The sequence below is a fragment of the Allobosea sp. Root381 genome (genome assembly GCF_001429395.1).
Lineage (GTDB): Bacteria > Pseudomonadota > Alphaproteobacteria > Rhizobiales > Beijerinckiaceae > Allobosea.
Window position 1 is genome coordinate 1 of sequence record NZ_LMJT01000014.1, and the last position, 25,148, is coordinate 25,148.

25 protein-coding genes and 1 tRNA gene are annotated in these 25,148 nt (G+C 66.7%); 16 read left to right on the forward strand and 10 right to left on the reverse strand.

Annotated elements, in window-relative coordinates; all coding sequences use genetic code 11:
- Window positions 1–285: 285 nt before the first annotated feature.
- From ASE63_RS13830 to ASE63_RS13845, 4 genes are read right to left on the reverse strand one after another with little or no spacing between them, the layout of a single operon-like run.
- Window positions 286–1,122: a hypothetical protein gene (locus ASE63_RS13830; protein WP_056801991.1), complete on the reverse strand. Its 837-nt coding sequence runs from the start codon at window positions 1,120–1,122 to the stop codon at window positions 286–288.
- Between the two features lie 40 nt (window positions 1,123–1,162).
- On the reverse strand, window positions 1,163–2,233 hold the full coding sequence (locus tag ASE63_RS13835; RefSeq protein ID WP_244491406.1) for a LacI family DNA-binding transcriptional regulator: 1,071 nt from the start codon (window positions 2,231–2,233) through the stop codon (window positions 1,163–1,165).
- A gap of 45 nt (window positions 2,234–2,278) precedes the next feature.
- Complete coding sequence (locus ASE63_RS13840; RefSeq protein WP_082609929.1) at window positions 2,279–2,968, reverse strand: DUF4286 family protein; 690 nt, start codon at window positions 2,966–2,968, stop codon at window positions 2,279–2,281.
- 13 nt (window positions 2,969–2,981) lie between these two features.
- Window positions 2,982–3,725 carry a 3-ketoacyl-ACP reductase gene (locus ASE63_RS13845; RefSeq protein WP_056802000.1) on the reverse strand — a complete coding sequence of 248 codons (744 nt, stop codon included), beginning with the start codon at window positions 3,723–3,725 and terminating at the stop codon, window positions 2,982–2,984.
- Between the two features lie 145 nt (window positions 3,726–3,870).
- Between ASE63_RS13845 and ASE63_RS13850 the strand changes: the two genes are divergently transcribed.
- Entirely contained in the window at window positions 3,871–5,499 is a 1,629-nt protein-coding gene (locus tag ASE63_RS13850; RefSeq protein WP_056802005.1) for a CoA-transferase, read from the forward strand.
- Here the strand turns inward: ASE63_RS13850 and ASE63_RS13855 are convergent.
- Window positions 5,496–6,431, reverse strand: a complete 936-nt coding sequence (locus ASE63_RS13855; protein ID WP_056802013.1) for a ketopantoate reductase family protein — start codon at window positions 6,429–6,431, stop codon at window positions 5,496–5,498. The genes ASE63_RS13850 and ASE63_RS13855 overlap by 4 nt on opposite strands.
- 194 nt (window positions 6,432–6,625) lie before the next feature.
- Here ASE63_RS13855 and ASE63_RS13860 point away from each other — a divergent pair, with 194 nt between their 5' ends.
- The 6 genes from ASE63_RS13860 (at window position 6,626) to ASE63_RS13885 (ending at window position 11,594) form a co-directional block, all read left to right on the forward strand.
- Window positions 6,626–7,471 (forward strand): ABC transporter permease, encoded by an 846-nt coding sequence (locus ASE63_RS13860; RefSeq protein WP_082609930.1) that lies wholly within the window; start codon window positions 6,626–6,628, stop codon window positions 7,469–7,471.
- Between the two features lie 65 nt (window positions 7,472–7,536).
- Window positions 7,537–8,535, forward strand: a complete 999-nt coding sequence (locus ASE63_RS13865) for an ABC transporter substrate-binding protein (protein ID WP_056802015.1) — start codon at window positions 7,537–7,539, stop codon at window positions 8,533–8,535.
- Window positions 8,536–8,590: 55 nt separating this feature from the next.
- The gene (locus tag ASE63_RS13870; RefSeq protein WP_056802017.1) at window positions 8,591–9,103 is read left to right on the forward strand and encodes a MaoC/PaaZ C-terminal domain-containing protein; all 513 of its coding nucleotides are present in this window, start codon (window positions 8,591–8,593) and stop codon (window positions 9,101–9,103) included.
- A gap of 11 nt (window positions 9,104–9,114) precedes the next feature.
- Window positions 9,115–9,939 carry an ABC transporter ATP-binding protein gene (locus ASE63_RS13875; RefSeq protein WP_056802018.1) on the forward strand — a complete coding sequence of 275 codons (825 nt, stop codon included), beginning with the start codon at window positions 9,115–9,117 and terminating at the stop codon, window positions 9,937–9,939.
- A gap of 4 nt (window positions 9,940–9,943) precedes the next feature.
- A complete protein-coding gene (locus ASE63_RS13880; protein ID WP_056802020.1) occupies window positions 9,944–10,747 on the forward strand; it encodes an enoyl-CoA hydratase-related protein in 804 nt (267 codons plus the stop codon).
- 34 nt (window positions 10,748–10,781) lie between these two features.
- Complete coding sequence (locus tag ASE63_RS13885; RefSeq protein ID WP_056802022.1) at window positions 10,782–11,594, forward strand: IclR family transcriptional regulator; 813 nt, start codon at window positions 10,782–10,784, stop codon at window positions 11,592–11,594.
- Between the two features lie 483 nt (window positions 11,595–12,077).
- Here ASE63_RS13885 and ASE63_RS13890 read toward each other — a convergent pair whose 3' ends face one another.
- The 4 genes from ASE63_RS13890 to ASE63_RS13905 form a co-directional block, all read right to left on the reverse strand.
- The gene (locus ASE63_RS13890) at window positions 12,078–12,551 is read right to left on the reverse strand and encodes a nuclear transport factor 2 family protein (RefSeq protein ID WP_082609931.1); all 474 of its coding nucleotides are present in this window, start codon (window positions 12,549–12,551) and stop codon (window positions 12,078–12,080) included.
- Between the two features lie 126 nt (window positions 12,552–12,677).
- Window positions 12,678–13,667, reverse strand: a complete 990-nt coding sequence (locus tag ASE63_RS13895; RefSeq protein WP_056802024.1) for a saccharopine dehydrogenase NADP-binding domain-containing protein — start codon at window positions 13,665–13,667, stop codon at window positions 12,678–12,680.
- A complete protein-coding gene (locus tag ASE63_RS13900) occupies window positions 13,664–14,065 on the reverse strand; it encodes a VOC family protein (RefSeq protein WP_056802029.1) in 402 nt (133 codons plus the stop codon). Before ASE63_RS13900 ends, ASE63_RS13895 begins: the two co-directional genes overlap by 4 nt.
- Before the next feature lie 11 nt (window positions 14,066–14,076).
- Window positions 14,077–14,820: an SDR family oxidoreductase gene (locus ASE63_RS13905; RefSeq protein WP_056802031.1), complete on the reverse strand. Its 744-nt coding sequence runs from the start codon at window positions 14,818–14,820 to the stop codon at window positions 14,077–14,079.
- 135 nt (window positions 14,821–14,955) lie between these two features.
- Between ASE63_RS13905 and ASE63_RS13910 the strand changes: the two genes are divergently transcribed.
- The 4 genes from ASE63_RS13910 to ASE63_RS28410 all read left to right on the forward strand — a co-directional run bounded on the left by ASE63_RS13910 (window position 14,956) and on the right by ASE63_RS28410 (window position 18,547).
- A complete protein-coding gene (locus ASE63_RS13910; RefSeq protein ID WP_056802032.1) occupies window positions 14,956–15,843 on the forward strand; it encodes an AraC family transcriptional regulator in 888 nt (295 codons plus the stop codon).
- Between the two features lie 1,224 nt (window positions 15,844–17,067).
- Window positions 17,068–17,310: a hypothetical protein gene (locus ASE63_RS13920; RefSeq protein WP_056802037.1), complete on the forward strand. Its 243-nt coding sequence runs from the start codon at window positions 17,068–17,070 to the stop codon at window positions 17,308–17,310.
- 453 nt (window positions 17,311–17,763) lie between these two features.
- Window positions 17,764–18,159: an STAS/SEC14 domain-containing protein gene (locus ASE63_RS13930; RefSeq protein WP_056802039.1), complete on the forward strand. Its 396-nt coding sequence runs from the start codon at window positions 17,764–17,766 to the stop codon at window positions 18,157–18,159.
- A 268-nt stretch (window positions 18,160–18,427) separates the two neighbouring features.
- Window positions 18,428–18,547 (forward strand): DUF3141 domain-containing protein, encoded by a 120-nt coding sequence (locus tag ASE63_RS28410; protein WP_244491407.1) that lies wholly within the window; start codon window positions 18,428–18,430, stop codon window positions 18,545–18,547.
- A gap of 71 nt (window positions 18,548–18,618) precedes the next feature.
- Here ASE63_RS28410 and ASE63_RS13935 read toward each other — a convergent pair.
- Window positions 18,619–18,708: transfer RNA gene (locus ASE63_RS13935), tRNA-Ser, on the reverse strand.
- 238 nt (window positions 18,709–18,946) lie between these two features.
- Between ASE63_RS13935 and ASE63_RS13940 the strand changes: the two genes are divergently transcribed.
- The 5 genes from ASE63_RS13940 (at window position 18,947) to ASE63_RS13960 (ending at window position 25,120) form a co-directional block, all read left to right on the forward strand.
- Window positions 18,947–19,270, forward strand: coding sequence for a hypothetical protein (locus ASE63_RS13940; protein WP_056802041.1), 324 nt, complete (start codon window positions 18,947–18,949; stop codon window positions 19,268–19,270).
- 80 nt (window positions 19,271–19,350) lie between these two features.
- Window positions 19,351–20,007: a peptide-methionine (S)-S-oxide reductase MsrA gene (msrA, locus tag ASE63_RS13945; protein ID WP_056802043.1), complete on the forward strand. Its 657-nt coding sequence runs from the start codon at window positions 19,351–19,353 to the stop codon at window positions 20,005–20,007.
- Between the two features lie 166 nt (window positions 20,008–20,173).
- Window positions 20,174–21,154 (forward strand): TAXI family TRAP transporter solute-binding subunit, encoded by a 981-nt coding sequence (locus ASE63_RS13950; RefSeq protein WP_056802045.1) that lies wholly within the window; start codon window positions 20,174–20,176, stop codon window positions 21,152–21,154.
- A gap of 180 nt (window positions 21,155–21,334) precedes the next feature.
- Entirely contained in the window at window positions 21,335–23,500 is a 2,166-nt protein-coding gene (locus tag ASE63_RS13955) for a TRAP transporter permease (protein ID WP_056802047.1), read from the forward strand.
- 81 nt (window positions 23,501–23,581) lie between these two features.
- Complete coding sequence (locus tag ASE63_RS13960; protein WP_056802049.1) at window positions 23,582–25,120, forward strand: YifB family Mg chelatase-like AAA ATPase; 1,539 nt, start codon at window positions 23,582–23,584, stop codon at window positions 25,118–25,120.
- The last annotated feature ends 28 nt before the right edge of the window (window positions 25,121–25,148 follow it).

A 25,148-nucleotide genomic window follows, 5' to 3' on the forward strand; every position in this document is an offset into this window, starting at 1 on the left:
ACAGAAGCCACCAGACTGCGAAGAGAAGCGTGACCCGCGTGAACGAGCCCCGGCACAGGCTGCAATCCGAGCTTGACCCAACTGCCCGATTAGAGAAGCGGGCATTGAGCCACTGCCCGGAAGCGGACATTCTGCACTGAAGGGCTGAATGGCAGCTCTCGACCTTTTCCTTCGAAGGATTTTCAAGTGGCGATGAGGGAGTATTGCCCTCGACCGATCGATGTCCGCCGGAGGCCAACCCTCTTCACTCAACCGTACTACTGCTCGCCGGAACCGGGCCAATCCTCAACCAATCGACCCGATAGACCCGCCAGTGGGGTCGAATCCCAAGAACCGTAGGATTGCCTTCGTCTGGGCAGCGACCATCGCACTGCCGCCGGCATGACGGCAGCCAAGCCTTGCCGCAGCCTGCTGAAGCGGCGTTTCGGGCTTCGTCACGATGTCAATGACCGCGGTGCTGGCGGACAAGCGGCTGATGTCGATCGGGAGGCCATCCTCCGGTGCCATGCCGACCGGCGTGGCATGGACGAGCAGGTCGAGCGTACCGACATCGAACGAGCCCGGAACCGGCGCGAGCGCCCCGAAGCTCGCGACGCGTCTGCAGAGCTCATCCGCCCGTTCGCGATCGCGGTCCATGATCGCGAGGCAGGCGACGCCGGCATCCGCCAGCGCGAAGGCGATCGCCGCCCCCGCGCCGCCGGCCCCGATCAATCCGACGTTAAGCCCACGCGGCGAGACGCCGAGGCTCTCGACCGCGCCAATCAGCCCCTCGCCGTCGAAGATGTCGCCGATCCAACGCCCCTCGGGCGTCCGTTTCGCGGCATTGACCGCGCCGACGGCGCGCGCGCGGGTGCTGATCTCGTCGAGCCGCGGCATCAGCCGCTCCTTGTAGGGCATGGTGACGACGAGCCCGTCGAGATTGGCGAGCGCCATCACGCCGCCGATGCCGGCATCGAAATCCTCCTGCCGCAGATGGAACGGCACGAGGACCGCGTCATGGCCGCCGGCTGCAAGGAGCGGATTGAAATTCTGAGGCGATTTCGCGTGGATGACGGGATCGCCCAGGAAGCCGAGAAGGCGGGTGGCGCCGCTGATGGCGGGGGAGGGGGCGTCGGCAAGCATCGCGGCGGCCTTTCAATGCAGAATGGAAGTACTGATGCCGCTATGCGGCGGGAGCCGGTCCGGACGATTTCCGGATCACCAGCTCGGCCTCGGCCTCGAGCGGCGCCGAATGGCTTCGCCCTTCGAGCCGCGCGATCAGGACGCGCGCCGCGATCCGGCCGATCTCGGCGCTGGGCACGCGCACCGTCGTGATCGGCACCGGCAGGTGGCTCATGATCTCGATATCGTCGTAGCCGACGATGGACAGTTCGTCGGGCAGGCGCACGCCCATGGACTGGGCTTCGAGAACGGCGCCGACCGCGAGATGCGCGTTGCCGCAGACCACCGCGGTCGGCCTCGGATCGGTCTGCATCAGCTTGCGGAACAGGCTGCGCCCTTCGGCGATCGACCACTCGCCCATGGCGAAATGCTGGGGGCGCACCGCAAGCCCGCGCAGGGACAAGGCGTCGCGCACGCCATCCAGCCGGGCGCTGGCGCGATCATTGTTGCGGGTCGACTGCGCGATCACCGCGAAGCGGACATGGCCGAGATCGGCCAGATAGTCCGTCATCATCATCAGGGCCTTGCGGTTGTCGGGCCCGATGCAGTTTCCATGCGTCGCGGGGTCGTAGACGAAGGTGTTGACGAACGGCACCTGCCGTCGCGCCAGCAAGGTCTCCAGTTCGGGATGATGAGCCTGCCCGACCAGGATCATCCCATCGACGCCGCGCTCGACGAATTTGCGGACCTGATGCAGTTCGAGATCGGGTTCGTATTCGGAACAGGCGAGCAGCAGCGTATAGCCGGCCTGCGACAGTTCCGACTGGATCGCCTGCGTCGCCTGGGCAAAATCACCGATCGACAGCGCCGGAAAGACCGCGCCGATGGTCTGCGAGCGGCGCGTGCTCAGCGCCCGTGCCGCGCCATCGGGCACCCAGCCGAGTTCCTTGACGGCGGCTGCGATGCGTTCCCGCAGATCGGCGGAAACCACCTCGGGATTGTTGATGGCGCGCGAGACGGTCGCCGTCGAAACGCCGGCCACGCGCGCGACCTCGCGCAGCCCGACGCTGCGGCCTGCTTCGCTCGCGGCCGGAGCGGCGCCGGCTCCGGCGACGACGGGTTGGGCCTTCACCCTCGGCATCTCGTTCGGTCGCTCCTCATCGACGGCAAGCCCAACTCAGTCGAGTTGCTGCTTCGCGAGCCCGTATTGCAGTCGATAGATGCCACAATCGCGCGGCGCATCGTAGCCCGTCGCGATCGTCGACAGGGCCTGGGGTGAAGCTGCCGCGCTCAGCGCATCCTCCAGCGCCTCGCGCTCCAGCGCCTCGACCAGCAGGATCCAGTCGGCGGTCGCATCGGGTTGGCTGCGCAGGTCCTTTTCCGCCGTCTGGCCGTTGCTGCCGCCGCCCTGTCCTTCGAGCAGATGCACGCCGACGATGGCCGGTTCGGCAGCGAGCGCCGTCAGCAGGGGGCGCATCGCCCCGACGAAGGCCAGCGGATCCCCCTTCGCCACGAGCCGCAGCGTGGCGAGCCAGGCGCCGTCTCCCAGCCCGAGGCTGACCGAAACGCTGCAGACCGTCCGCGAGGTATCGCAGAAGTGCCGCACGACGCGCTTCGTCCAGTCGGACGGCGCATTGAGGCGCGCGACATAATCCGGCGAAACCAGCGTCGCGGGCGTCTCGACCTCGTAGAAATTGAAGTATTTGGGGTGCCCGGCCTCGGCGACATAGCGCCGTCCGCGCAGGAAGCCCGGCACCGCGATGCGTTCGGGAATATGCTCTCGCATGTGCCAGGCGACGAAGTCGGCCTCCGCCTCCGCGGCGATGCCGTTCCAGATCGCCAGCACGCCCTTGCCTGCCAATGCCACGTCTCTCTCCCTCTCAGACCTGGTGAAGCTGCATGCCGCCGCCGACATCGATGTGGATGCCGGTGGCATAGGGGATCGCCCCGCTCGCCAGCGCCGCGACGGTGCGGCCGATATCCGCGGGCTCGCCCCAGCGCCCCATCGGGATGCCGCCCTCGGCCAGCAGCGCATCGTATTTGGCCGTGGCCGGCGCGGTCATGGCGGTGCGGATCACGCCCGGTCGGACCTCGAAGACCGCGATACCCTCGCCTGCGAGACGGGCTGCGAAGAGCTTGCCCATCATCGCCACGCCGGCCTTGCTGATGCAGTAATCGGCCCGGTTCTCGCCGACGATCTCGGCATTGGCCGAGCCGATGAAGACGATCGAGCCCGGCTTCCCCGGCGCCTCGGCAAGGCGCCTGCGGGCGAAGGCCTGCGTCAGGAAGAAGCCGGCCCGCAAGTTGATCGCCAGCGTGCGGTCATAGCTGTCCGGGCCGAGATCGAGCAGGTCTCCCCGCTGCAGCGAGGTCACTCCGGCATTGTTGACGAGGCATTCGGGCTCGCCGAGATCGGCGGCGATCCGTTCGAGCAGGGCTGCGTGGCCTCCGATCTCGGCGACGTCGCACGGATAATAGGCCCCCGCCGCTTCAGCGCCGTCGATCGCTTCCGGCTCCGCCTCCAGGCTGACCCGGGCGACGGCGAAGCCGGCATCCGCGAGGGACTGCGCGATGGCGAGGCCGATCCCGCGCCCGGCCCCGGTGACGATCGCGACACGGCTCATCCTTCGCCTCCACGATGCGCGCACATGACGGCCGAGACTGCACAGCGACTTGACATTCGGCATCTCCAAACTTTATGCAACCGGTTACAAAACCGGCTGCAAAAGTCAATCACGTCAGAGCCGGATAGGCTTCGGGAGCGAGACGATGAAGGTGATCAGCGCGAGCGAGGTAGCCTCGCTCATCCAGCCCGGCGACAGCATTCTCGTCAGCGGCTCGGGCGGCGGGCACAGTGTTCCCGAGGCGATCCTCGAGGCGGTCGAGGCGCGCTTCCTGGAGAGCGGTGCGCCGCGCGACCTCACCCTGATCCATGCCGTCGGCATCGGCGACCGCAAGCTGAAGGGCGCGGCGCGCTTCCGCCATCCCGGCATGCTGAAGCGCAGCATCACCGGCGCGCTGGTCGATTCGCCGCCATTGATCGAGCTGGCGCAGAAGGACCTGATCGAATCCTACACGCTGCCCCAGGGCGTGATCGCGCAGATGACCCGCGAGATCGCCGCCGGGCGCCCCGGTCTGATTACCAAGACGGGGCTCCACACCTTCGTCGACCCGCGCCAGCGCGGCGCAAGGCAGAGCCCGAGCGCGCGCGAGGATCTGGTCGAGCTGCTCGATATCGCCGGCGAGGAATGGCTGCGCTTCAAGCCTTTCCCCCTCGATATCGTGCTGCTGCGCGGCACCAGCGCCGACGAGGACGGCAACATCAGCATGGAGCAGGAGGCGATCCCCGGCGAGATGCTGTCCTCGGCCCAGGCCGGGCGCCGTCTCGGCGCCGCGGTCGTCGTCCAGGTCAAGCGCCTCGCCCGGAGCGGCACGCTGCCCCAGCGCAGCGTCAAGATTCCAGGCGTTCTGGTCGATTACGTCGTCGTCGACGAGAACCAGCGCCAGACCTATTGGAGCGACTACAATCCGAGCTATTCCGGCGAGATGCGCATCCCGCTCGAAGGCATGCGCAGGTTGCCTTTCACCGAGCGCAAGATCGTCGCCCGCCGCGCGGCGATGGAGATCTCGCCCGGCGCGATCTGCAATCTCGGCGCCGGCATCTCGACCGGCGTCTCGGCGGTCGCGGCGGAGGAGGGCTTCCTCGACGAGATCGTGCTGACCAACGAGCAGGGCTATATCGGCGGCGCGCCGGTGACCGGCCCGGATTCCGGCGCCGCGCAGAACTACGATGCCGTGGTCGACCAGCCCTATCAGTTCGACTTCTACGACGGCGGCGGGCTCGACATCGCCTTCCTTTCCTTCGCCGAGGTCGATGCGCAGGGTCACGTCAATGTCAGCCGCTTCGGCGACACCATCGTCGGCATCGGCGGCTTCGTGAACATCAGCCAGAACGCCCGCAAGGTCGTCTTCAGCGGCACCTTCACCGCCGGCGGCCTGCAGATCGCGACCCGGGACGGCAAGCTGCAGATCCTGCAGGAGGGCCGCAGCCGCAAATTCGTCCAGGACGTCGAGCAGATCTGTTACAACGGCAGCTTCGCCCGCGAGCAGGGGCGCGTCGCGATCTTCGTCACCGAGCGGGCCGTCTTCCGCGTCGGGGCTGCCGGTCTCGAGCTCTTCGAGATCGCGCCCGGGATCGACATCGAGCGCGACATCTTCCCGCATATGGCGTTCCGCCCGGCGATCGCGTCCGACCTCAGGACGATGGATGCCCGGCTCTTCCTGCCCGAGCCCATGGGGCTGAAGCGCGATATCGTGGCGCGGGGCTCGCAGGCACGCCAGCCGAGGCGTCGGCTCGGCGCCGAGCATCAGGCCCGGAAGGTGACGGAGCCGGCCTAGTCCACGCCGGCAGCCGCCTCCAACCCCAGCACCAGCGCCGCCAGCGCCTCCAATGTCGGCGTCGGCACGCCCTTCGTCCGCCCGCGTTCGATCACGCAGAGATAGATCGCCTCGACCTCGCTCGGCCGGCCGGCCTCGATGTCGCGGCGCATGCTGGTCTTGTTGCGCGCGGCCCCGCTCGCGACGATCCCGTCGAAGATCGCGTAGCGGGTCTGCGGTGGCAGAGACACGCCGCAGGCCTCGGCCACCGCGGCCGCCTCGTCCATCGCCCGGCGCGCCACGGCCGCCAGCGCCGGGATGCCAGCCACGCCGCCGATGGTCAGCCCGGTCAGGCCGCTGGTCGCCGACATCGCGACGTTCAGCAGCAGCTTGCGCCATTTCTCCGCGAGGATCCCGGCGCTGGCGCGGGTCGGTATGCCGTGAGCGCTCATCAGCGCGGCCAACGCCTCGGCCCGCGGCGACAGGCCGCCGCTCAGCTCGCCCAGCACCGTCGGCAGGGCTGCATAGTTGCGCACCACGCCCGGTCCTTCCAGGGTCGCGCCGAGCGAGGTCAGGCCGCCGAGCACTGCGCCTCTGCCCAATGCCTCCGCCATGATCTCCTCGTTGCCGAGCCCGTTCTGGAAGCTGACGGCGAGCGAGCCCATGCCCATCAGCGGCGCGACCGCGGCACTGACCGCGCGCGTCGCATGGGCCTTGCACTGGACGAAAACGACGTCGGCCGGCGCGATCTCGCCGGCGTCCGTCGCCGCGCCGATCGGCACCCGGCGCTCGCCGCCCTCGCCGACGATCAGCAGTCCGCGCTCGCGGATCGCGGCGACATGCGCTTCGCGGCGGGCGAGCAGGGTGACCAGCAGTCCACGCTCCGCCAGCAGGCCGCCGAACAGGCAGCCCATGGCGCCGGCGCCGGCTATCACGACATGCGGATTTCCCATCGGGCTCGTTCCCCTCGCATCTTCGGCAGCCTTAGTCCGAGCAAATGTAAACGGCTACATTTCACTTGTCATCGCTGCGAAGCTGGAATAGCGTTCAACGATCAAAGCGGGCGGGCGGCCAAATCTGCCGCACGCTAAGAAAGAAGCGCGCCCCTCGCGGAGACGTGCCGAGCGCAAGGAAGGAGAGCCGAGGAATGGCTTCGCAAACGACGTCGCGTGCGGCGTCCGACTTCACCGTGTCCGCGGATGCGCCGCGCCGCCTTTCGCCCGGCATGCGCAGGCTGAGAGCGATCGGTTGGAGCCTGATCCCGCCGCTGACCTTCGTCGCCATCGTCGGGCTGTGGTCGGCGTCGATCCAGATCTTCAAGATCCCGGCCTATCTCCTGCCCGCGCCGGGCGCGGTCTTCCAGCGGCTGGTCACCGATGCCGGCATGCTCTGGCTCAACGCCAAGGTCACGCTGACCGAGATCGTGCTGGGCTTCGGGCTGACCGTCGTGGGGGCGATCCCGCTCGGGCTCCTCATCGCGCTCTCGCCGCTGGCGAGGCAGGCACTCTATCCGCCGATCATGCTGCTGCAGCTGGTGCCGAAGATCGCGGTCGCGCCGCTCTTCCTGGTCTGGCTTGGCTTCGGCATGGAGTCGAAGGTTTTGCTGACGGTGCTGATGACCTTCTTCCCGCTGCTGCTCGCCAGCATCAGCGGCTTCCAGATCCTCGATCAGCGGCTGCTCTACCTGACGCAGTCGATGGGCGCGAGCACCTGGCACACCTTCTGGTATCTGCGCTTTCCGGCGGCGCTCCCCGTGATCTTCTCCGGCGTCAAGACCTCGGCGACCATCGCCGCCACCGCCGCCATCGTCGCCGAGTTCGTCGGCGCCAACCAGGGCCTCGGCTACGTGCTGCTGCGCGGCACCAGCACGCTCGACATCGAGCTCACCTTCGCCGTGCTCGTCGTGCTCACCGTGATCGGCATCATCATCAACTACGCCGTGGAACTCGCCGAATGGCTGATGACGCCGTGGCAGCGGTCCGGCGGCCGCTGACGGCGGCCAGGCGCCGCGCCCTTGAAGAACGACAACAGAAACCAAGAACACAGGGAGGAATTGTCATGAAGCATTGGATCAACCGTTCGTTCGCCGCGGCGGCGCTCGTCACGGGCCTCGGGCTCTCCACCGCCTTCGCGCAGACACCGGTGACCTTCCAGCTGAACTGGACGGCGGGCGGCCCGAATGCCGGCTTCGCGGCCGCCGTCGGCGAAGGCTACTACAAGGCGGCCGGCCTCGACGTGACGATCGTGCAGGGCAACGGCTCCGGCAACACGGCCCAGCTCGTCGCGAGCGGCCGGTCGCAGCTCGCCTATGCCGATGCGGTCGCCGTCGCCCAGCTGATCTCCAAGGGCGCGCCGATGAAGGTCGTCTCGACGATCTATCAGTCGAACCCGAACGCGGTGAACGCGCTGAAGAAGGCCGGCATCAAGTCGGTCGCCGATCTCAAGGGCAAGAAGATCGGCGTTCCGGCCGGCGGCTCGCAGGGCCCGATGCTGCCGCTCCTGCTCAAGGCCAACGGCCTGAAGGAGTCGGACATGACGCTGATGAACATGCCGGTGGCGGCGATGGTGCCGTCGCTGCTGCAGGGCCAGGTCGATGCGATCCTCGGTTCGACCGACGCCTATCAGATCCAGCTCGAGATGCAGGGCGCCGAGCTCGACAATTACCCCTTCGCCGACCACGGCGTGCCGACGGTCGCGACCTCGATCTTCGGCTCGGGCGAGTTCCTCAAGCAGAATCCGGACGTCGTGAAGAAGTTCATCGCGGCGAGCCTGAAGGGCTGGTCCTTCGCGCTCGACAATCCCGAGAAGGCGATCGAGCACACCAAGAAGCTCTTCCCCGACATGAACGTCAAGCTCGCCACCGCCGAGCTCGCCGCCATCACCCCGCTGTTCTGCAGCGGCGGCGCTAAGTTCATCGGCAAGGCCGAGGACGCCCACTGGACGCGGACCCAGGCCCTGCTCTCCGAGGTCAAGCTGCTGCCGGAGGGCCAGGACCCGAAGAGCTATTACACCAATGAATACCTGCCGGCCGAGGGCGAAATGCGCGCCTGCAAATAAGCGCGCAGACGCCAGACGGGCTCACCGGATCGGAATCGGACAGAAGCGACGGGCCATGACAGACAAGCCGAGACTTGGTTACCGCTATGAGGATCTCTTCGTCGGGATGCGCTTCCGCAGCCCCGGCCGGACGATCACCGATGCCGATCTGGTGGGTTTCGCCGGGCTCACCGGCGATTATTCGGAGCTTCATACCAGCGAGGTCTATGCGCAGAGCAGCCAGTTCGGCCGCAAGGTCGCCCATGGCATGCTCGGCCTCGCCTACGCCCATGGCCTGATGTGGGCCCGCACCGGCGAGCTGCGCGAGACCGCGATCGCCTTCCTTGGGATCGACGGCTGGAAGTTCGTCGGCCCCGTCTTCGTCGGCGATACGATCTTCGTCGACTACGAGATCGCCGAGTTGCGCGACAGCCGGTCGAGACCGACCCAGGCGATCGCGACCTTCGACGTCAGGGTCGTCAAGCAGGACGGTTCCCTGGTGCAGCAGGGCCGCAAGGCGCTGCTCGTCTCGAAGGTCCCCCTCGACGCCGTCGCCGCCTCGACCACGGTCGCGGCAACCGCAAGCTGAAGGGAGCAGCCATGAGCGAGACCCAGCAGAAATCGGGTGTCCCGATCGTCATCCGCAACGTGTCGAAGGTCTTCGGCGAGGAGCTCGACAAGCCGTTCCGCGCGCTGAAGCCCATCGACGTCACGATCCCCGCCGGGCAGTTCATCTCGGTGGTCGGCGCCTCCGGCTGCGGCAAGAGCACGCTGATGCTGATGATCGCCGGGCTGCTCCGGCATTCGAGCGGCGAGATCTCGGTCGACGGCAAGGCTGTGACGAAGCCGATCACCGATGTCGGCATCGCCTTTCAGGATCACCTGCTGCTCGACTTCCGAACGGCCTTCGAGAACGTCATGCTCCATGCCGACATTCGCGGGCTCGACCGGGAGCAGCTGGCGCAGCGCGCCAGGGACCTGTTCAAGCAGCTGCGCCTCGAACACGCCATGGATAAGTATCCGCGCCAGCTGTCGGGCGGAATGCGCCAGCGCGTCTCGCTGATCCGCACGCTGGTGCACGAGCCCTCCGTGATCCTGATGGACGAACCCTTCGGCGCGCTCGACGCGCTGACGCGGCTGCAGGTCCGCACGGATCTCGAGAACCTCTGGCTGCGCAAGCGCCCGACCGTGGTCTTCATCACCCACAGCGTCGAGGAGGCGGTGGGCCTGTCCGACCGCATCCTGGTGATGAGCCCGAGCCCGGGCGAAGTGATCGACGACATCCAGGTCGATCTGCCGCGGCCACGCCCCATCGTGCTCGGCGACGCGGCCGAGTTCGCGGCCTATGTCGACCGCATCCACCGCCAGTTCGAGCGAATGGGCGTGCTGCACGGCATCTCCCTGCCGCAGCCCGACGCGGCCTAGCGCCATGGCGAGCGACAGCGCCCCGAAGGATGCGGCTGCTGGCTCCGCGAGCCTGAGCGAAAACGGCTTCGTTGCGGAGATCACGCTCGCGAATGGCCCGCTGAACCTCGTCACGCGCGCCATGCTGCGGCAGTTCAACCGCATCCTCGCCGATCTGTCGCGGCGGCAGGACCTGCGCTGCGTCATCCTGCATGGCGGCGAGGCACGCGCCTTCTGCGCCGGCAGCGACATCAAGGAGTTCGGGCCGATCCGGCACGATGCCAGCGAGCAGAAGATCCTGTTCGAGGACATGGTGCTGCGCAATCTGGCGCGGCTGCCGATGCCGACCATCGCCGCCATCGACGGGCCGGCGCTCGGCGGCGGGCTCGAGATCGCGCTTTGCTGCGATCTTCGCATCCTGCGTAGCGGCGTCGGCATCGGGCTGCCGGAGGCTCATCTCGGCGGCCTCGCCGGCAATGGCGCGATCCGCCTGACGCGGCTCGTCGGCCCGGCGCGCGCCAAGCAGATGCTGTTCACCGGAGCATCGATCACCAGCGAACAGGCGCTGGCCTGGGGCGTCGTCAACGAACTGGCCGAGACCGGCTCGGCGCTGGACGCCGCGCGCGCGATGGCCGGGACCATCGCTCGGCGCGGGCCGATCTCCAACCGCCTGGCGAAGGAACTGGTCGACCTCGCCGACGACCTGCCGCTTGACGCCGGCCTGCTTCGTTCGACGATAGCGCAGCAGCGCATCTTTGATTCGGACGACCTGCAGGAGGGCGCTACGGCCTTCTTGGGCAAGCGGCCTCCGGTCTTTTCCGGCCGCTGACCAGCTCACCGACCGCATTCGAGCGCAACTCGCCATGGCCCATATCCCCGCCGAACGCTGCCTCTCCATCGTCCAGCTGCTCGTCGAGGAAGCCGGCGAGATGCAGCTCGGCGAGATCGCGCTCAGGCTCGGGTTACCGAAGAGCGGCGTCCATCGCCTCCTCGGAACGCTGATCGAGCAAGGCTGGGTCGAGCAAGACCCGCAGACGAGCGCCTATCGTCTGACGATGCGCCTTACCATCCTAGGCCAGCGCCTATACAACGCGACCGGCATCCCTGACATCTGCCAGCCCGTGCTCGATGAACTCGCCGCCCGAACGCGCGAATTCGTCCGGCTCGCCGTAATCGACGCCCATGCCTTGGTCTGGGTAGCCGATGCGCAAGGCGCGCGCGGCGGGCTTATGTACCAGCCGCTCCTCACCACGAACACGGTCCCGCTGCATGCCACCGCGAGCGGTAAATCCTGGCTCGCACGGCTGCCGCGGACGCAGGTGCGCGAGATGATCGCGCTCAATGGCGGCTTCGGTGAACCGGAGCAATATGGCCCCGACGCCGTCCACTCCTTCGATCAGCTCTTCATCGAGCTGGAGCGCACCGCCTCGCGCGGCTACGGCGTCGCGATCAGCGAGGCGGAACCCGGCGTCACGGCCGTCGCTGCTGTCATCTGTTCCGGAGTGGACGGGGCTCCGGTCGGAACGGTGAGTGTTGCCGGCCCAGGGGTGCGACTGAGCGAAGCACGCATCGGAGAGTTCGGCCCGCTCGTGATCGAGGTCGCACGGCAACTCTCGGAGCTCTGGCCACTGCGCAAGCGATTGAAGCGTCCGGGCCGCATTTCTGCCGCTGCTTGAAATCGCTTCGGAGCACATTGCGGGGACCAAACGTCGCCAAAGCGGGCACGCCGAGATCGGCAGTGGCTGGGTTCGACCGCTACGCGGGCTTCTTTCGCGAGTTGCGTGCGAGCGGGCGTCCGAGAGGTCCGAAGTGGTCAGCCCGAAGCTTGCCGCCCATGTACCAGCTAGACGGCCGCAAACCGGACGTTGCCAGAGTCAGCAATCGCGCCACTTCCGGACATTGGAGTGATGCCCGAAAGCGGACATGCGCGCTTACGACCTAGGCTTTGACAGACGATCGGAATTTGGAAACGATCGCCTGTATGAGGCGGCGTGAAATGGGCTCGACCGCAAGCGGCAACCTCAAACGATCACTGATCTCCGCGGTTGAGGGGCTTGGCGCGCGATCGGTGGCCTCGAAGATGACGCGTTGCGTACACCTCCATGGCAGGGCATGCCTCGGCGAGCCGGCTGCGAAGAACAGCTGCCTATCAGGTAGAGCTAAACCTCCGACATGACGGTCACGTCGCCGTCACGCCAGATGTTGTCGACCGTGTTACGCGTGATGACCCAGTGATCGCCCTGCCTCGCCAGTTCCACGTCGTATCGATTCTTCATCAGGTAGTGGCGCGTGGGGTCTTTCACCGGAACGTGCTGCGCCTCGACGAGAGCGTCGAGGCGGGCGAGGTCGCCGTCGATGGTGACCAACGGATTGCTGACAGAATGGCTCGTGCCGAGTTGGGCGAGCGAGCCCGACAAGGCCGCGATGATGTTCGTCCGGCCTTCGATCACAGGGTAGTCGAACCCTGCCCTGGCAGCGGCGGGCCGGAAATCGGACACCGCGTCCTCGGCGAGCGAGGACGCGAGCAGATCCCAGTTGCGCCGATCGATGCCGGCCGCGAAGCGGTACAGGGCCTCGACCACAGCGAGCTTGTCGGCGGCACTAGTTTGGGAAGCGGATGTGATAGTCGACATGGTGTCTCCTGGACGGGGTCTTTTGTGACCTGAGTGAGGGCGCTCGGACGATGGGCGTCGGGTTGTGACCAACGCTGAATTGGCCCGGCAGGGTTCGCTCCGACGGCTTGCCCGAGCTTCTCCTGTTCAAGTCGGGAGGTCGGTGATGGTCGTGTCGGCGATCGTCTCGGCGAAGCCTGCACTGAACAGTCCGGCGGGTGTCTGGAAGCCCGAGCGGGCCTCGCCGTCGAGGACACGCCGTGCAGCCTCCGCGGCGGCCAGCGCGGTGAAGCTGTAGCCGTTGACGGTGTCGAGGATGGAGCGAGCCACCGTTCCGTCGGCGCCCGTCACCTCGACCGCAGCCTGGTAGCGGTTGGCGTTGCGTTGCTCGGCATCGGGGCCCGTGGGCAACGCCTTGATATCGCCATCCGGGAAGGCGTCGCCGGACAGGTGAACGAAGGTCTCCACGTTCGGCACGCCGGTAGTGCGCCCGATCGTGATCAGGTCCGGCAGCGTCAGGGGAAAGCAATCGACTTCGCCCAGGCCGAAGTCGAAGGGTTGGGTCTCGGAAGAGCCACGGCTCTGAAGCCGGCCGCCGCGTCGGGCAAGCGTCTCGGTCATGACGTTCTCGGTGGCGCTGATCGCCGACCCCCGCGACATCGAGCCGGTGATGTGAAGCGCGATCCTGATTGTCCGCGGCTGGGCTATGCGGGCGACGGCATGGCTCGCCAGCGACCCCAGCATCGCGACGCTGCCACCGCTGCCGGGCAGCAGCATCACGCCCGCCGCACTGGCATCCGCATCCAGCTTCTCCGCCAGCAGGTAGCTGTCGAGTTCGGCGGCGACGTCCAGATAGTGGATGCCCGCGGCGATGGCGGCGCGCATCAGAGGTTCGGCCGTCCGCATGAACGGACCGGCGCAGTTCAGCAGGACATCGGCGCCTTCCAGGGCCGCCGTAACAGCAATCGGATCGTCGACCGGGAAGACCCGGCTCGACACACCGAGCCTCGTCGCGAGTTCGGACAGGGGAGCTTCCGAGCGTCCGGCGACAACGATGTTCAGACCGGCCGCCTTGGCATGCTCGGCCACCATGCTGCCGGTGTAGCCGGCGGCACCATAGATCATCACGGTCTTCATGAGCGGTGCTGCCAATCCTTGTAGACGAACTCCAGGCTGTACCCGTCGGGGTCCAGCACGTTCGCAGCGTAGTATCGGGGGTCGTAGTGGAGTCGCGCGGCGGGCGAGCCGTTGTCGGTCGCGCCCGCGGCCATGGCGGCATCGTAGGCCGCGTTCACCTCCGCCCTGCCGTCCGCGACGAAACCGATATGGGCAGCGCGGCCTTCGACCACGCCCTCCCGCAACCAGAAGAATATCCGTCCGCCGCAGCCAAAGCCCTTGAGGTCGGGATGCCCCGGCGGGCCGTCGGCGCCGTCATAATCGACGCGGTCGACGATGCCGAGCGGCGCCAGCGCCGCCGTATAGAAGGCGATGGATCGCCCGAGGTCGCTGACGGAGATAAAGACGTGGTCGAGCATGATGTGTCCGATCAGATGATGTAGCCGCCGCCGACTTCGACGTTCTGGGCGTTGATCCAGCCGCTCTCCTCCGACAGCAGGCTGGCGACGACGCGGCCGACGTCAACGGGCTCGCCGACACGGCCGAGCGCGGTCTGGGCTGACAGCATGGCTTCGAATTCGTCATTCAGCCCGCCGCCGAGATCGGTCCGGATGGCGCCCGGCGCTATCGAGTTGGCGCGGATACCGCGCTCGCCGAACTCCTTGGCCATGTACCGCGTCAGGACTTCGAGCCCGCCCTTGAACGAGGCGTAGGGCGCGACCCCGGCGGTGGCGACGCGGGTCGTGGCACTGGTCAGGTTCACGATCGCCCCGCCATCGGCCATCAGCGGCAGCAGGGTCTGGGTCAGGAAGAACGGCCCCTTGAGGTGGACGTTGAACAGCCCGTCGAACTGCGCCTCGCTGACCGTCGCGATCGGCTCGAACAGGCCATAGCCCGCGTTGTTCACGAGGTAGTCGAAGTCCTTCCGGCCCCAGGCCCGTCCGAGAGTCTCCACGACCTGATCCCGGAAGGCCGAAAAGCTCGCGCTCTGGCCGACGTCCAGCGCCAACGCGGCTGCCTTGCCGCCCGCCTGTTCGATCTCGGTGACTGCGGCTTCAGCACCCGCATGATGGCTGTTGTAGGTCAGGATGACGCCCATGCCGCGTTCGGCGCATTGCAGCGCGGCGCTGCGACCCAGACCGCGGCTTCCGCCTGTGATGATGACGATCTTCATGGTGTTGCTCCGGTGTCTTCGATGACCACGAAGGTAGGCCTCGGCCGCATGGCTGGCGTTACGCGATCCTGCCTCGGTCTTGCCTGATCCTGCTTTCGGCTTGTGGAGCGGGGCTCATGAGCGCAGGGATGGGAGATGGAAACCGCGCTCGAAGAACTGCGTCGCCTGGCCGCCCATGCCGAGAACCGGCGGACGGAGACGGGCATTCCGCGCCTCGCGATGGTCCAGGGAAAGATCCCCGAGCACGACCTGGCTGCCGTATACGATCCGATGATCAACCTGATCCTGCGCGGGTCGAAGTCGATGACCGTCGGCGACCGGACCTTGCACTATGATCCGGCGACCTATTTCGTCATGTCGGTCGAGCTGCCCGCCGTCGGCAGTGTCCATCCGGCGACAACGGGCGAGCCCTACCTGGCAATCAGCCTGACGCTTGATCCCAAGATCATCGCCGAGGTGCTGGCCTCGGCTCCGGCCGCAGCCGGGCGTGAAAGCAGCCCGGGTTTCTCGGTCGCCCCGGTCACATCCGAGTTGCTCGATGCCTGGGTCCGGTTGCTGCGCCTCATGGAGCATCCCGACGACATTCCGGTCCTGGCGCCGGCCTATGAGCGGGAGATCCTCTACCGCGTCCTGCAAGGGCCGCAGGGCTGGATGCTGCGCGACATCGCCACGCCGGAGACTGCCCTGGCACGCATCCACGCCGCCATTCTGTGGATCCGCGAGAACTTCACCCAGCCCTTGCGGATCGAGGCGCTCGCGGACAGGGTCGCCATGAGCGTTTCGGCCTTTCACCGCCAGTTCAAGGCGGTGACCAACATGAGCCCGCTCCAGTTCCACAAGACCCTCCGGCTGATGCATGCGCGCCGGCTGATGGTGACCGAGGCGCTGAGCGCGGCCGCGGTCGCGATCCGCGTCGGCTATGAAAGCCCATCCCAGTTCAGCCGCGAATACAGCCGCCTGTTCGGCCAGTCGCCCGCGCGAGACACGGCGGATCTGGCTGGCGCCTGGAGGAGCGCGTCTTAGGTGTTCAATCGGCGCCAAGAGCTGCCGTTCAACAGGTGCCAGGAAGCGGACATCGGTCACGCCGCTGCCGAGAACGTTGATTGACGAGCGGACTGCGCTGTAACGCAAATCAGATGATAGGTCTCGCCAAGATGGCAGGAATTTCCTCCCTGTCCTGGGCTGATCTTATGATGTAGTCACGAGACCGGCGCGCTCGTTAACCGAGGGAAGGCTGAAGTCAGAGCAAAGCGCGTTGCTTCGTAGCAACCGGCCGCTTGATCGCTTTTGGCCTCTAAGGCCTCTCGACAGCCAGCCCTTTAGCTGGGGCCACAACTGGGGCGGACTTCGCCTTGCCCCGCGCTGCGAGGCCTGCCTTCGTCGCCTCGGACCTCTCCTCGGCCGTCAAGTTGGGCGGCATGATGCCTCCCTAGACCTGGGCCGCGTAGACCCGGCTCTGCGAGATGTCCAGCGCCCGGCTTGAACGCGCTAGCTAGAAAGTTCGGCTGTCTTCGCGATGATCAAATCGCGTTCTTCGTCCATACGCTGTTCCCGCTCGCGGCAGCGAGCCTCGTCCGGTCCCGCCAGGAGTGCCACCTTCTCGCGAATCTCCGCGAACTGGAGGGGTTTCCCCAACGCGACGGCGGCGATGGCATGGCCAGCCTCGTGAACGGCTGCGCGCCGCAGCATCTGGTCGGGACACGCGAGCGTCGGCGGAAGGTGCGCCTCGAGGTCTGCCGCGGAGATGGTTTGCAGGGCTGGTTGTGCCTCACGAGGAGGGCTTGTCAAAGCGGCAGCGTATCGAACAGGCGCTGGCCAACCTGACACAAGCGCAATAGGCGCAGATAGCGCTGAAATTCGGCACGGCTCGGGGGAGATATCTCGCTTGATGAAGCGGGTCGCAAGGTACGACAGACGACAGAGGCCTGCCGAGAGCTCGGGCCAAATCCTGCGAAAGCTAATCCTGTCGCCTTGTCTCTTCGGACGCACCGCTTTTTGATTTCGCTTAATACGACCGAATGAAATGCGTGTTTGGGCCGCGCATCGGGATCGCACGCCGGCGTTGAAGAAGCTTCAAGCTCGTTTCGCGGCCCGGCTCGGCCTACGCATTGTCCTTAGGGACAGGTTTCCGCAGCGCTCGTTCGGCTGGTATCGCGGAGAAACGACATGGGCATCAGAGGAGCAGGCTGATCAAGCGCTGAGGAGCAGCGTCGTCCGAGCGCTTCCACCGGGGGAGGAATTCGGCTCATGATCAACCACATCGTCGTTGGAACCGTCCTGGCGATGGCCGCGCTTCTTACCTCTGCCGGTCAAAACAATGCCTTGGCCTGCACCAAAACGGCCGGTTGCGTCATGGATGTGTTCCATGACGACTACGCGATGAAGCGTGACGGCCGGATGGAAGAGGCGATCAAGGCCGGTCGAGCCAATGTCGAGGCCTTTCGCGCCCTTCAGGCAGCCGAAAAGGCCTATTATGCGAGGCGTCGCTGAGCGCTGATTTGGGCTAGCGGAGTAACCCCACGTCCCGACGGTCGGTCAGAGCTTGGGCAGCATGACCGACGCGGAGACGGTCCAATCTACGGCGTGGTGAACCCGACCATATTTCGGTGAGGGGCTAAGCCAAAGAGGTCGTCCCATGTGGGTGCTGATGTACGTCTTCTCCTACTCGGTGAACCCGATGGCAACGAGCGACCGGGCTGAATGGCGACTGCTGCCGACAGTGATCTTCCAGGAGTTCACCAGCGAGGACTGATGCCAGTCGGCGAAGGCGAAGCTGGAGGGTAGCTTGAAGGACGCCGGAGTACGGCTCAGAAGTGCGCTCGACGAGCTCAAGCTTGCCGGCACGGCCGGTCCCAAGGACATCATCGTCGCCTATAATGTCGAGTGCCTCCCCAAATAGGCTGGCGGCGCGTGCGCTGACCTCGCCTCGGCAGGATTGTAACAATGCTGCAAATCGATCTTCTTGAAGACGAGGGAATCGTTATCCTGGCGCCTAACGGACCCCTCGATAAAGCGGATTTCGAACGGCTCTCCGGCATCGTCGATCCGTACATCAAGGCAAATGGGTCACTCCACGGCCTGATGGTCGATGCGGCATCCTTTCCTGGCTGGGAGGATGCCGGCGCCCTGATCTCCCATCTCAAATTCGTGATGGGCCACCATGACAAGGTCGAGCGGATTGCGGTCGTTTCGGACAGCGAGTTCCTGAAGCTCGCGCCCCATGTCGCGAAGCACTTCGTAGCGGCCGACATCCGCAGATTTCCCTCAAATGAGAGGGACCGCGCGCTGACCTGGCTGGAGCGCGAAGCCAGCCTAGGGATTCTCCCCGACGATCGTTGACTCCGGAGAGCGATGCGGCCTGGATCCGTCATTCGCACCGCAACCTGTCCTAAGGACAATACGCTTAGGCCGCCTGTTGTGGTGGTGTGGTCTGCGCAGACGGTGAAGCACCCATGAGGCGGCACCACACGATGGGGAATGCGCGCTGGGCTGTGAGTGAACAGCGATGCGGCTTTGGGCCGCGCTCAAGCATCGTGTCTGGCGGATCGCACGATCCCCGCGGCTACGTCGAACATCGAATCCGATCTCGAGCGGTTCGGAGTGCGCCATGGTCAGAAACCCCACGGATGCCTTCGCCGACGCGCTCGCCTATGCAACCGATGCCGGGCAGCGTCTCGTGTTGCTGCTCGATGCCCTGAGACAGCGCTCCATCCAGTACGGCGCCTGAGGGAGCGGGCTGGGGGAGGAAATGGGGGAGCACCCCCCCGGAGGCCGTTGAGGACGCTCGTCTTTTCTGAGTGGCGGACAGGGCGGGATTCGAACCCGCGATACGGTTTCCCGTATACACACTTTCCAGGCGTGCGCCTTCAACCACTCGGCCACCTGTCCGGCGCGCTGCTTATGACCGCCGAGCCGGCTTCTTTCAAGGGCCAACTGGCACCCTTCGACAGATCATTCGAAATCAGTGGTGGACGCGGTTGCAAAGCCACAGCTGAGGGGGCACATCGGGGCGTGGTCGCCCGGCCGCAGGTCCGGCGGCGGATTCGGCGGCGGCATGCCTTCGCCTGCAGGATCGACAGGCGGGGTCGCTGGAAGACGGCGTCGGCAGCCCTGCGAAGGAGAACGGATGGTGCGCTTCCTGCTGCGGCTCCTCGGCTATCTGCTCGTCGCGGCCGGCTTCGTCTCGCTGGTCATCGACGGCGCACGCTCGATCGCCAATTCCACCGTACAGTACACGCCGTTGCAGCTTGCGCTCGCGACCCTGTTCGGCGAGCGCGTCAAGGGACTCCAGACCATCATCGAGCGCGGCATCCATCCGCTGCTGTGGGACCCGGTCATGCTCAATCTGATGCTCGCTCCCGCGGCGCTCGTCGCCTTCCTCCTTGGTTTCCTGCTGCTCAGGCTGGGCGCGCGGCCGGAGCCGAAGATCGGCATCGTCACGAGACGGTGAGCGCCGCCGGGCTGCTCGCTCCTGTCGGAACGGGTGGCCAATGCCTATATCCTGGCGCGACATCAGCAACGGAGTCCGACATGTTCGCCCTGCGCAAGAAGACCGCCCTGCCGCAAGCCGACGAGGCGCTGCCCGGCCGGGCAGACCCGATTCCCACCGCCGAACGGCATTTCCTCAACCAGCGCGCGCTCGCCGGCCCCTATCCCGAGGGCTTCGAGACGGCGTTCTTCGGCCTCGGCTGCTTCTGGGGCGCGGAGCGCAAGTTCTGGCAGATGGGCGAGGGGGTCTGGATCACCGCCGTCGGCTATGCCGGGGGCCTCACGCCGAACCCGACCTATGAGGAGGTCTGCTCGGGGCTGACGGGCCACAACGAGGTGGTGAAGGTTGTCTTCGATCCGAAGGTCCTCTCCTATGAGGCGCTGCTGAAGACCTTCTGGGAAAATCACAACCCCACCCAGGGCATGCGCCAGGGCAACGACATCGGCACGCAGTACCGCTCCGGACTCTACGTCACGGATGCGAGGCAGCGCGAGACGGCCGAGCGTTCGCGGGCGGAGTACCAGCAGGCGCTGCAGCAGCGCGGCTACGATCCGATCACGACCGAGATCCTCGACGCGCCGATCTTCTACGCCGCCGAGGACTATCACCAGCAATATCTCGCCAAGAACCCGGCTGGCTATTGCGGGCTCGGCGGCACGGGCGTGACCTGCCAGATCGGGACCGGCGTGGCGGCCTGAGGCGCTCCCGGCGCGCCGCCGGCCCACCGAGCGGCCGGGGCGCTGCCATCCTGCCTTCCGCAAGGTTGTTGATGATGCGGGGCAGCATAGCCGTCATGTAATTTTTCGGTTGATCGTCGCGGCAAAGCTCGGCGACAGTCCATCCCTTCATGGGGAGACTGACGCGATGTCCTTGCATTTCCGATCGAAACTGGTCGCTGCTGGCTTGGCACTTGGTGGGGTGGCGCTGGCTGCCGGCATCGCCTTCGCCCAGGCGCCGGCCTTCTTCCGCATCGGGACCGGCGGTACCGCCGGCACCTATTATCCGATCGGCGGGCTGATCGCGAACGCGATCTCGGCGCCGCCGCAGCTGATCGCGACGGCCGTCGCCAGCAACGGCTCGGTCGCCAATGTCAATGCCATCGTCGGCGGCGCGGCGGAATCCGGCTTTGCCCAGGCCGATGTCGCCTATTGGGCCTATTCCGGCACCGGCGTCTATGAGGGCAAGCCCAAGGTCGAGGAGCTGCGCTCGATCGCCAATCTGTATCCGGAGAGCGTCCATCTCGTCGTCCGCAAGGCGTCGAACGTGAAGAGCGTCGCCGACCTCAAGGGTAAGAAGGTCTCGCTCGACGAGCCCGGCTCCGGCACGCTGCTCAATGCCAAGACCATTCTCGCCGCCTTCGGCGTCGGCGAGAAGGACATCTCGGCCGAATATCTCAAGCCGAACCAGGCGGCGGAGAAGATGAAGGACGGCTCGGTCGACGCCTTCTTCTTCACCGGCGGCTTCCCGGCTGCGGCGATCTCCGAACTCGCCTCGACCGGCTCGGGCGTCGACATCCTGCCGATCGCCGGGCCCGAGGCCGAGAAGCTGGCCAGGGACTTTCCCTTCTTCGCGGCGGACGAGATCCCGGCCGGCACCTACAAGGATGTTGGTGCGGTCAAGACGATCTCGGTCGGCGCCCATTGGGTGACCTCGGCCAAGATTTCGGCCGACACGGTCTATGCCGCCACCAAGGGGCTGTGGAGCGACAAGGCCCGCGCGGTGCTCGACGCCGGCCATGCCAAGGGCAAGGCGATCCAGAAGGCGACGGCGCTGACCGGCCTGCAGGGCGTGCCGCTGCATCCCGGCGCCGAGCGCTTCTACAGGGAAGCCGGCCTGCTGAAGTAAGGCCGGCTTCCGCTGCCGTCATTGCGAGAAGTGTAGCGGCGAAGCAATCCAGGGCGACAGGGCTCTACGTCCCCTGGCTTGCTTCGATACGCTCGCAATGCCGGTCCTTGCTTCGTTCTGAACCGTTTTCTTCCCTCTACCCCTCCTCCTTCCGGAAGAGGGGCTTGGCCGAGATCCCCGATGACCGCCAGCCCTTCCGTCGCCGAACTCGCCAAGCTCGAGGAGGAACTCGATCCCGAGATGCAGTTCCGCAAGGTGCCGCCCGGCACGGCGCTCCTCGTCGGCGGGCTGCTGCTCGCGCTCTCGGCCTTCCACTACTACACCGCCGGCTTCGGCCTGCTGCGCGAGACGACGCATCGCGGCATCCACCTCGCCTTCGTGCTCGGGCTGATCTTCCTGGTCTTCTCGGCCCGCAAGAGCGATGCGCGGATCGTGCATCCCTCGACCCTGCTGCGGCCCGGCGGCGTGCCGCTCTATGACTGGCTCTGCGCGATCGCGGTCGCGATCTCCAGCCTCTACGTCCCGTGGATCTTCGAGGACATGGCCTTCCGTGTCGGCAATCCCTCGACGCTCGACGTGGTGATGGGCTCGATCACCATCGTCCTGATGATCGAGGCGACGCGCCGCGCCATCGGCTGGGGCCTGCCGCTGATCGCGCTCTTCGCGATGGTCTATGCGATCTTCGGCAACTGGTTTCCCGGCATCTTCCTGCACCCCGGCTCGACCTGGGCGAACCTGGTCAACCATCTCTATCTGACCAGCCAGGGCGTCTATGGCGTCGCCCTCGGCGTGGTCGCGACCTATGTCTTCCATTTCGTGCTGTTCGGCGTGCTGGCGACCCGCATCGGCCTGGGGCGTCTCTTCCTCGGCGTCGCCGCGGCGGTGGCCGGGCGCTTCGCCGGCGGGCCGGCCAAGGTCTCGATCTTCGGCTCGGCCCTCTTCGGCATGATCTCGGGCTCTTCCGTCGCGAACACGGTGACGGTCGGCTCGCTGACGATCCCGATGATGATCCGGCTCGGCTACAAGCGCCATTTCGCCGCCGCGGTGGAATCGACCGCTGCGACCGGTGGCCAGATCACCCCGCCGATCATGGGCGCGGCCGCCTTCCTGATGGTCGAGTTCCTCAACCTGCCCTATGCGACCATCGTTGTCGCCGCGATCATTCCCGCCTTCATGCATTTCTTCGGCGTGCTGATGCAGGTCCATTTCGAGGCCAAGCGCACCGGCATGGGCGGCATTTCCGATGCCGACGCGCCGAAGCTCTCGGAGGTCTTTGCCCGCGACTGGCCGACGATCGCGCCGCTCTTCGCGCTCATCCTCGTGCTCTTCACCGGCTATACGCCCTATCTCGCCGCCTTCTGGGGCATCACCGGCTGCATGCTGGTCGGCCTCGCCCAGTACCGCGCCGCCTCCGCGCTGGTCTTCGCCGTGGCGATCGGCATCGCCGCCCCGACCGAGTTCCTGCGCGTGCCTGGCGTCAACGCGGCCTTCACGCTGTCGGCCTTCGCCGTGATGGCCCATGGCGTGCTGATGCGCAGCGCCGAGGGACGCAAGCGCGTAGCCGACATGGTCGACGCCTTCATCCTCGGCGCGAAATACGCGATCGGCGTCGGCGCCGCGGCGGCGACCGTCGGCATCATCGTCGGCGTGGTGACGCTAACCGGCGTCGGCTTCAAGATCTCCTGGATCGTGACATCGCTCGCCGACCAATGGGCCAATGGCGTCGCCGCCCTGATCCCGTTCTTCCCCTTCGAGCTGAAGAGCGCGACCCTGTTCTTCACGCTGATCCTGACCGGCATCGTCTGCATCCTGCTGGGCTGCGGCGTGCCGACCACGGCGAACTACATCATCATGGTCACGGTGGCGGCGCCCGCGCTCGGCATGCTTGGGGTCAACCCGCTCGTGGCCCATTTCTTCGTATTCTACTACGGCATCCTCGCCGACATCACGCCCCCGGTCGCGATCGCGGCCTATGCCGGCGCGAGCATGGCCGGCGCCGATCCGTTCAAGACCGGCAACACTGCCTTCCGGCTGGGGCTCGGCAAGATACTGGTTCCTTTCGTCTTCGTGTTCTCGCCCTCGATGCTGATCATGGTGCCCGGCTTCACCTGGGCCGAGATGATCGTCTCGACCGCGGCCTGCATCATCAGCATCACGCTTCTCTCGGCGGCTTTCGCCGGCTGGCTGCTGGCGCCGCTGGTGAGGTGGGAACGGTTCGTCATCGGCATCGCGGCGTTGCCGATGATCCTGGCGACGCCGACGACAATGCTCACCAGCGCCCTGATCGCCTCGCCGGTGCTGCTGCGCCAGGTCCTGGCGCGAAAGGCGGCGCTCGCTCCGGCATGATGGTTCACTTTATGTTCTTGCGTGGAACCTGAAGCTCGGCTAGCTTCCCTTGGGGCATGGCGTTGGGACGGGTTGGGACTGATGGTGACGCGGGTCGCGACGGTCGCGTTCGAGGGCATCGAGGCGCGCGCCGTCGATGTCCAGGTCCAGGTCACGCCGGGCGGCGTCGCCTTCATCCTGGTCGGCCTGCCGGACAAGGCGGTGGCGGAGAGCCGCGAGCGCGTGCGGGCAGCGCTGATCGCGTCCGGGCTCGCCCTCCCGGCCAAGCGCATCACCGTCAACCTCGCTCCAGCCGACCTGCCCAAGGAGGGTAGCCATTACGATTTGCCGATCGCGCTCGCCGTCATGGCGGCGATCGGGGCGATTCCGCCCGATGCGCTGGCCGGCTACACGGTGCTAGGCGAACTGGCACTCGACGGCTCGATCGCGGCGGTCGCCGGGGTCCTGCCGGCCGCGATCGCCGCCTATGGAAGAGGGCAGGGGCTGATCTGCCCGCACCCTTCCGGCCCGGAGGCGGCCTGGGCCGCGGCCGACATCGACATCCTCGCGCCGCGCTCGCTGATCCAGCTCGCCAACCATTTCAAGGGCACGCAGGTGATGACCCGGCCCGATCCCGCGGTCGCGCGGCAATCCGGCCCGCTGCCAGACCTCGCCGACATCAAGGGGCAGGAAAGCGCCAAGCGCGTGCTCGAGATCGCGGCGGCCGGCGGGCACAACCTGCTGATGAACGGACCTCCCGGAGCCGGCAAATCGATGCTGGCGAGCCGGCTGCCCTCGATCCTGCCGCCGCTGACACCGCGCGAGCTGCTCGAAGTTTCCATGGTGCTCTCGGTTGCCGGCCATCTCGCGGATGGCGCGCTGACCGACCGGCGGCCTTTCCGCGCGCCGCATCACTCCGCCTCGATGGCAGCGCTCGTCGGTGGCGGCCTCCAGGCCAGACCGGGCGAGGTCTCGCTCGCGCATCATGGCGTGCTCTTCCTCGACGAACTGCCAGAGTTCCAGGCCCAGGCGCTCGATGCGCTGCGTCAGCCGATGGAAACCGGCGACGTGCTGATCTCGCGGGCCAACCACCGCGCCGTCTACCCGGCACGCTTCCAGCTCGTCGCGGCGATGAATCCGTGCCGCTGCGGCAAGGCGACGGAGCCGGGCTTCGCCTGCCGCCGCCAGCAGAACGAGCGCTGCATGGCGCAGTACCAGAGCCGCATCTCCGGCCCGATGCTGGACCGTATCGACATCGCGATAGACGTCCCGGCCGTCACGGCGGCGGACCTGATCCTGCCGGCGGCGAGCGAGGGCTCGGCCGAGGTCGCAGCCCGCGTCGCTGCCGCGCGCCGGCGCCAGGCGGCGCGCTTCGAGGCGTTGGGCCTTGCCGGGCTCATGACCAATGCCGCCTGCCCGGTGCCGGTCCTCGACGAGATCGCCCGGCCGGACAATGCTGGGCTTGCCCTGCTGCGCGATGCCGCCGAGGCGATGCGCCTGACCGCCCGCGCCTATCACCGGGTGCTCAAGGTGGCGCGCACGCTGGCGGATCTCGACGACGAGCCGAAGATCGGCCGCATCCATCTGGCGGAAGCCTTGTCCTATCGCGCGCGCGGCGAGCAGGTGGCGCAGGCTGCCTGAAGCATCCGGGCGAACAGAATTTCGATCC